This is a genomic window from Enterococcus spodopteracolus (assembly GCF_030441955.1).
In the GTDB taxonomy this organism is placed as follows: Bacteria; Bacillota; Bacilli; order Lactobacillales; family Enterococcaceae; genus Enterococcus_B; species Enterococcus_B spodopteracolus.
The window spans coordinates 22,914-29,817 of record NZ_JARJHD010000016.1; the positions used below are offsets into that span (position 1 = coordinate 22,914).

The 6,904-nt window shown below is 32.7% G+C and carries 5 protein-coding genes and 2 pseudogenes; 3 read left to right on the forward strand and 4 right to left on the reverse strand.

Going from position 1 to position 6,904, the window contains the following annotated elements:
- Positions 1-223: 223 nt before the first annotated feature.
- Positions 224-1,177, reverse strand: a complete 954-nt coding sequence (locus tag P3R27_RS12645; RefSeq protein ID WP_193809698.1) for a GNAT family N-acetyltransferase — start codon at positions 1,175-1,177, stop codon at positions 224-226.
- 265 nt (positions 1,178-1,442) lie between these two features.
- Here P3R27_RS12645 and P3R27_RS12650 point away from each other — a divergent pair.
- Positions 1,443-1,532 (forward strand): annotated as a pseudogene (locus P3R27_RS12650) (AAA family ATPase); the annotation flags it as partial.
- Positions 1,533-1,627: 95 nt separating this feature from the next.
- Here P3R27_RS12650 and P3R27_RS12655 read toward each other — a convergent pair.
- Positions 1,628-2,959 (reverse strand): annotated as a pseudogene (locus tag P3R27_RS12655) (type IA DNA topoisomerase); the annotation flags it as partial.
- A gap of 74 nt (positions 2,960-3,033) precedes the next feature.
- Here P3R27_RS12655 and P3R27_RS12660 point away from each other — a divergent pair.
- On the forward strand, positions 3,034-3,714 hold the full coding sequence (locus tag P3R27_RS12660; protein ID WP_001015311.1) for an IS6-like element IS1216 family transposase: 681 nt from the start codon (positions 3,034-3,036) through the stop codon (positions 3,712-3,714).
- A gap of 125 nt (positions 3,715-3,839) precedes the next feature.
- Here the strand turns inward: P3R27_RS12660 and tet(S) are convergent, their stop codons facing one another.
- Entirely contained in the window at positions 3,840-5,780 is a 1,941-nt protein-coding gene (tet(S), locus tag P3R27_RS12665; RefSeq protein ID WP_002405437.1) for a tetracycline resistance ribosomal protection protein Tet(S), read from the reverse strand.
- Here tet(S) and P3R27_RS15215 point away from each other — a divergent pair.
- A complete protein-coding gene (locus P3R27_RS15215) occupies positions 5,765-5,890 on the forward strand; it encodes a hypothetical protein (protein WP_193393255.1) in 126 nt (41 codons plus the stop codon). The genes tet(S) and P3R27_RS15215 overlap by 16 nt on opposite strands.
- A 718-nt stretch (positions 5,891-6,608) precedes the next feature.
- Here the strand turns inward: P3R27_RS15215 and P3R27_RS12670 are convergent.
- Positions 6,609-6,773, reverse strand: a complete 165-nt coding sequence (locus P3R27_RS12670) for a conjugal transfer protein (RefSeq protein WP_255411636.1) — start codon at positions 6,771-6,773, stop codon at positions 6,609-6,611.
- Positions 6,774-6,904 lie beyond the last annotated feature (131 nt).

Sequence of the window (6,904 nt, forward strand, 5' to 3'; positions counted from 1 at the left end):
AAATCACAAGTGATTTGTGATTAATCACTTGTGATTTGTGATAAGTGATTTGTGATTAATATATAAAAGCCCTATTTAAAGGGTGTCATTTTTATTTTTAAATGGCAATAATTTTATTTGATAGATGGCAAATAAAACTATGTAATCTCGTGTAGCGATAGAAAATATTTCCGTTTTATTTAAAAAAAGATCAATCCCATTAAACAAGGATTGATCCTTTTCTCTAGTTAATATATTTCTTTAAAATAACCTCGTCACCGTTTGTTTCGCCAGTTAACGTAAATCCAAATTTTTTATATAAGCGTAATGCATTGTCGTTATCTGACTTTGTCGATAAAGTAATGACTGGAACGGCTTTGTTTCTAAACTGTTCAACAATGATTTCCATTGCTTTTGTTCCATATCCCTTATTTTGATACGACTTATCAACGGTAAATTGCCATAGCCAATATCGATCCTCTTCATTGGGAATCGTTTGATCAAAAACAAGAGCAGTGTAGCCAATAACTTCATTATTCAAACAAATGAAATAAGGTTCGGAAAATTCATTGTCAAAAGCGGCTTGAATTGCCTCAGGAATTGCTAACACTAAATTTGAATGTAGTTGTTCACTAGTAACAGTTACATAATTTCCTAGGAAATAATTTTTTTCATCCACTGGAAGCAAATGAATCCAGTCATCAGTCTCATTTTCAAATTGCTTCTGAAGTTCAATTTCAATAGCGTTTGTTCCCACTTGCTCCACATCATAAATGCCTATTATCTTATCAAAACCTGTGGATTTCCAAAACTTTAAACCTACGTAGTTATTAGCCGATACAACGAGCTCAGCTTTTTTTAGTTGTCTTTCACCATAACTATTCTCCAATTCTTTTATTGCAAGTTTACCAAACCCACAATTTCTATGTTTCTTACTTATATAGAAATGAAGAATATATATGCTCGGTGGGAAGTCCTCGAATACCCATATATACCCAATTATTGTATTTAAATAAAAAATACTCAAACAAAGACAATCATCATTCGAAAGTTCAGGGATTATGTTTTCAATATTTTCTAGCGGGGGTATGGGGTCACGACCTTCTACTTTGTTGAAATGTGGCTTTGCCTCTTTAAAGATACGATTGAGATCATTTTTTTCAATTGCTGTTGAGGGTTTTAATGTTATTAAGTTCATTAATCTTTCTCCTTGTTAAATAATGTGAGATTATTTAACAACAAATGTTGGTCTGCCCATATAATGCTCCTTCCATGTTCATCTTTTAATTAATTCTACAATACTTCCTATTCATTTGAAACCCTTTTCTGCATTGTGGATTAGTGTTCAGAAAACCTTGCCTTTCTGGACACTTCGTTTTTTGATGTAATTTCTATGAAATCTCCCTTCAAATGTGTTCATAAACCCATAACAAAATCTATGTTCAGTTATTGCCCCGATATAAATTGATCGTATTTTGAGAATCAACCAACTAGATCAAATTACTGTGGAAGTAGTTGAAGCAGCGAGAGATAGTTTAGTAATCGGAATATAAAAAAACTCTCCTAATGTGGAGAGTATCTGCAATATATCGATTAAAATTTTTGCCATTTAAAAATAAAAATGACAAAAGGGCTTTTACGCTTATTTTTAAAAAGATTTAAAATCAATATATCCCTTTTCTCCGATTTCTACAACGGCATTGTAGGTCTTTTTCTCTTTGTTTTTGATTCCTTTTACCAGGGTTTCTTTTCCCTCCAGTAATTCTTTTATATTTGTTTTGGTTAGTTTTTTCTTTCTAAAATTATCAGCTAAAGTGAACTTACATTCAGGATAATTAGAACATCCATAAAACGATTTCTTTAATACAATATTGTTACCACACTTAGGACATTTTCCTACAATACTTTTTTCAGCTTCTTTTTCTTTCTGTACCTGGTAATCAGCAAAACTTAATTTCTCTATATCGGTAGGTACATTTTCCAATAAATGAACGATAAATTTCTTGATATTATTGATAAAGGTCTCTTGGTTCCCCTCTTTTTTCCCAATCTTCTTTAAATACGTTTCCCATTTTGCCGTCATTTCAGCACTCGTCAATAAGTGCTGACTTTCAACTGCCTGGCACAATAATTTCCCTTTTTCAGTCACGATCAATTTATTTTTTTCAACTTTTATATATTCTTTTTGTTTCAAAGCTTCAATAATGCTTGCTCTGGTCGCTTCTGTTCCGATCCCCTCGACTTCTTGTAAAATCTTGATTGCTTCTTCATCATCAACCGTTTTATTAGCGGTTTTCATAGCAGTTAATAATGTACCCTCTGTAAAAGCTTTGGGTGGTTGTGTTTCTTTTTCGGCACTCTTAACGTCAACCTCGGCATGTTCACCAATAATAACCAAGGGTAACGTTTGAACGTCCTCTTTTTCTTCTTTGTTTTGCTGTTTAAAAAGAATTTTCCACCCTTCTTGTTTTGGTGTCTTGCCTATTGATTGAAAAAGTAAGTCGGCTACTTTGGTTTGTATCTTCGTTTCTTCATACAAATAATCAGGTAGAAACATGGCAACGGTCGTTTTAACGACTAAAGCATAAATTTTTCGTTGCAAATCGTCCATTTTTGCTAATGCTGATTCAGTGGGTACTTGTTTTGTTGGGATAATGGCGTGGTGTTCCTGTACCTTGCTACCGTCCACATAACGCTTTCTAGCCTCTGCTTGAACCATTTCAAGGTCAAGTCCTAAAAAACCGCTATATGTGCCAAAATTCGTTTTTAAATAGGCAAATTCGTTCTCTGTAATAAATGGTGTATCAGTTCTTGGATAACTCAATAATTTGGCTTCATATAAGCCTTGCATAGCTTTTAGTGTTTGGCTCGCTGTCGCTTTATAAAGCTGATTGACTTTTGACTGCAAACTACTTAAAGAAAACAGACTAGGACTATTCGTTTTTTTCTCTTTGGTTTGCACGTCAGCGATTCTGCCCTCGGTTCTGTTGCAAAGTTTTAAATCTACTATCAAATAAGGTAGAATAATAGAAAAAGATAGCAGGAGGAATGACGATGAATCATTTTAAAGGAAAGCAATTTCAGCAGGATGTGATTATTGTAGCCGTGGGCTACTATCTTCGTTATAACCTTAGCTATCGTGAAGTTCAAGAAATCTTATATGATCGTGGCATTAACGTTTCTCATACGACGATTTATCGTTGGGTGCAAGAATATGGCAAACTACTCTATCAAATTTGGAAAAAGAAAAATAAAAAATCCTTTTATTCATGGAAAATGGATGAAACGTACATCAAAATTAAAGGAAAATGGCATTATTTGTATCGAGCCATCGATGCAGATGGTTTAACCTTGGATATTTGGTTACGTAAAAAACGGGACACACAAGCAGCCTATGCTTTTCTTAAGCGGTTAGTGAAGCAGTTTGATGAACCGAAGGTTGTAGTCACAGATAAAGCCCCCTCTATTACAAGTGCCTTTAAGAAACTAAAAGAATACGGCTTTTATCAAGGGACAGAACATCGTACCATTAAATACCTGAATAATTTGATTGAACAAGACCATCGTCCAGTAAAGAGACGCAATAAATTCTATCGAAGTTTACGCACTGCCTCTACCACGATTAAAGGTATGGAAGCCATCCGAGGATTATATAAGAAAACCCGAAAAGAAGGCACTCTCTTCGGGTTTTCGGTCTGTACTGAAATCAAGGTATTATTGGGAATCCCAGCTTAAATCATAGATACCGTAAGGGATTTTATTCTTTATTTAAAACTTTGCAACAGAACCACAATATCTATATCCTCCTGTTCTAATTAACAACTCAATATTCATTTTAAAAATTTCTCTTTAGTTCACTATCAATGTAAGTTGATTTTATTAAACATATGCCTTACTTTGTCTATTCTATTATTTGGACGACGTGGTTGGAAAGCAGACTTAATGTTAGTAACCTGATAACCTTTTAACTCTGTTAAACAGACACTGCGTCCATTTGTAAAGAAAGTTAAACTGTTTCGATACTCTTGAATACAACGGGCTGGAATTTCACCAATGAGAATGACCTCGTTACCTTTTAACTTAGTATTTAAAATATTTGCACAATATTTGGAAGCATCATTATATGCTCTCGAAAGATATTCTTGTGGTACATAAATTTCGAAGCTAAGATATGGCTCTAATAACTCTGTACCACTCTTTCTAAAAGCCTGCTCTAGTACAATAGGCGCAAGCATTCGGAAATCTGCTGGCGTACTGACAGGGCTGTAATATAGACCATACTTAAAACAGATCTTACAGTCTGTTAATTTCCAACCGTACAATCCTTGTTCACACCCATAGCGTATACCTTCCATAACTGCATTTTGAAATGATTGATTTAAATAACCTAGAGAAACCAGGCTCTCATACTGAATGCCACTACCCAAAGGAAGTGGTGTTACAGATAAACCAATAGAAGCCCAGAAAGGATTTGGAGGTACTTCGATATCAATGGTAAATTCAGATTTTTTTAATGGTCTTTCCATATAAATGACAGTTGGTTTTCTTGTTTCTATCTCAATATGATATTTTTCTTGAATCAGAGTACAAGTTACCTCCATTTGGACCTCACCTAAAAAAGATAGCACAATTTCGTGAGTTACTGTATCTACATAATATTGTAGAAGGGGATCACTATCGGATATTTCAAAAAGTGCATCTAGTAACTTTTCTCTTTGTACTGATTTACATGGTTCAATTGTTGTTTGTAACATAGGAAGAGGATTCTCAAGAATTTCTCTATGTGGTAATCTTTTTTTATCTCCAAGTACGTTATTTAGTTTTAAAAGCTCATTTTTTAAAATAATAATCTCACCAGGCTCTGCCTTATCTATCTGGCGTAATTCTCCATTTATTGAAGTATACATTTCTGTAACTTTTATTTTTTCCTTTTCTGATATATTGACTGAGTCTCGCAAATGTAGCGTTCCACTATAAAGACGTACATAGACAAGCCGTTGACCATCATCTGAATATTCTACTTTAAAAACATTTCCACAAAGTTTATCTGAATTGAGTTGTGTGGGTGAAAATAATTTGCTAGTAATTACCTCTATAAGTTGTTTAATTCCAATATTATTCTTTGCACTTCCGTGATAAACAGGATATAAGGAGCAACTTTGAATTCTTTCGTTTTCCTCCTTTTCAAGTTCTGCAATATTCAATGTTTTCCCAATGGTATATTTTTCTAATAAATAATCATTTCCCACAATTACTGTCTCCCATTGTTCTGGTTCAGTATAATCTATTACATAAGGTTTCAAATTTAGATTCACAGTCTGCTTAATTATGATGTCGTCAGAAAGTTTGTCCTTAATATCTTGATAAACATCTGGCAAATTTATTCCATTTTGATCAATTTTGTTAATAAAAAATATTATAGGTATGTTCATCTTTCTAAGTGCATGGAATAGTATACGAGTTTGTGACTGTACTCCATCTTTTGCAGAGATTAGCAAAATAGCTCCATCCAAAACAGATAATGAACGGTATACATCTGCCAAAAAATCCATGTGTCCAGGAGTATCTACAATATTTACTTTAACATTTTCCCGTTGAAAAGATGTTATTGCGGTCTGAATAGTAATACCTCTCTGGCGTTCCAAAAACATAGTATCCGTTTTCGTTGTACCGCTATCTACACTTCCTAACTCTTTAATTGCTCCGCTACTGTATAGTAAGCTTTCTGTTAAAGTAGTTTTTCCTGCATCAACATGTGCTAAGATACCGATATTAATAATTTTCAATTTTATTTCCTCCATTCAAAAGCTCAAAAAGCAGAAAAAATCCCAGTGATAAATACTCTTATCACTGGGATTTTAATACAAAAATAGCTGTATACTACACACTGATAGCCACAGATGCTTTATGATAAAATGATAAAAGTATTCTTAAACTGGGCACAAAAAACCAGTCCTTATTTTAAATAAGGATGCTTAATTAATTATTCCCGCTATCTAATTGACAGTTTATTTAAGAATACCTTGCCGCATTTTTATTATCTCCTTTTGAATGTTATCTTAATTCTATCATATGATAGAATGCTTGTAAAGCCAACCATATTTTTTGAACGAAAGGGAAATTAATGAGAAATTAATGGAAGTTAGTGTAGTAGTTGAAGATAACTCTTCAGAATGGCTATCAAAATTCAGCGATTTAATAACGATTTACAAGTTCATAAGGGATTCTTTATTCATCCAGCTATTATATTACTTTTCAGGTCAATAGGACAACTGTCCACAACCTTTCTACAAATATATTACGTATAATTTTTGAAATATATACTGCTTAACAAAATATTTTGCAGTGGTTCCAATAGTTTTGAATTGTTAATATTAAGTTTGACTTGGAAAATATCATTAAAAGTTATACTGTTTATTTGGAAAAAATTGGAGAGACCTTTTTAAGTAATGTAATGAAAATAGTTATAAGTTAGAATAAAGGTGAATTTGCTTATACTTCTCATAGAAGGTTGATTTCACGCTATATTTTGGATTATTTATGCTAAATCATTATAAGTTTGCTATAGTGACATACAATTTTTTTTGCTTATACTAAATATTCAAGTATTGTTTTCATCTTAATATTCTTTATTCATTCATTATTATTTTCCAGTTATCCTTCTTCTCTAAAGTTAATTGGTATTGGGAAATATTTTCAATCTTTGTTTCATTGTCTAAATATCGAACGGCTATTTTTACTAGATACTGTTTCTCTTTCTTCTGAATAATTGGATTCACCAACTCAGAGTAAATAAAGGGTTCTGTTGCAAAGTTTTAAATCTACTATCAAATAAGGTAGAATAATAGAAAAAGATAGCAGGAGGAATGACGATGAATCATTTTAAAGGAAAGCAATTTCAGCAGGATGTGATTATTGTAGCCGT

Excerpts from the sequence above, each read along its gene's own strand:
- P3R27_RS12660 (WP_001015311.1), top strand. The coding sequence starts at position 3,034 with ATGAATCATTTTAAAGGAAAGCAATTTCAGCAGGATGTGATTATTGTA.
- P3R27_RS12645 (WP_193809698.1), bottom strand. The coding sequence starts at position 1,177 with ATGAACTTAATAACATTAAAACCCTCAACAGCAATTGAAAAAAATGAT.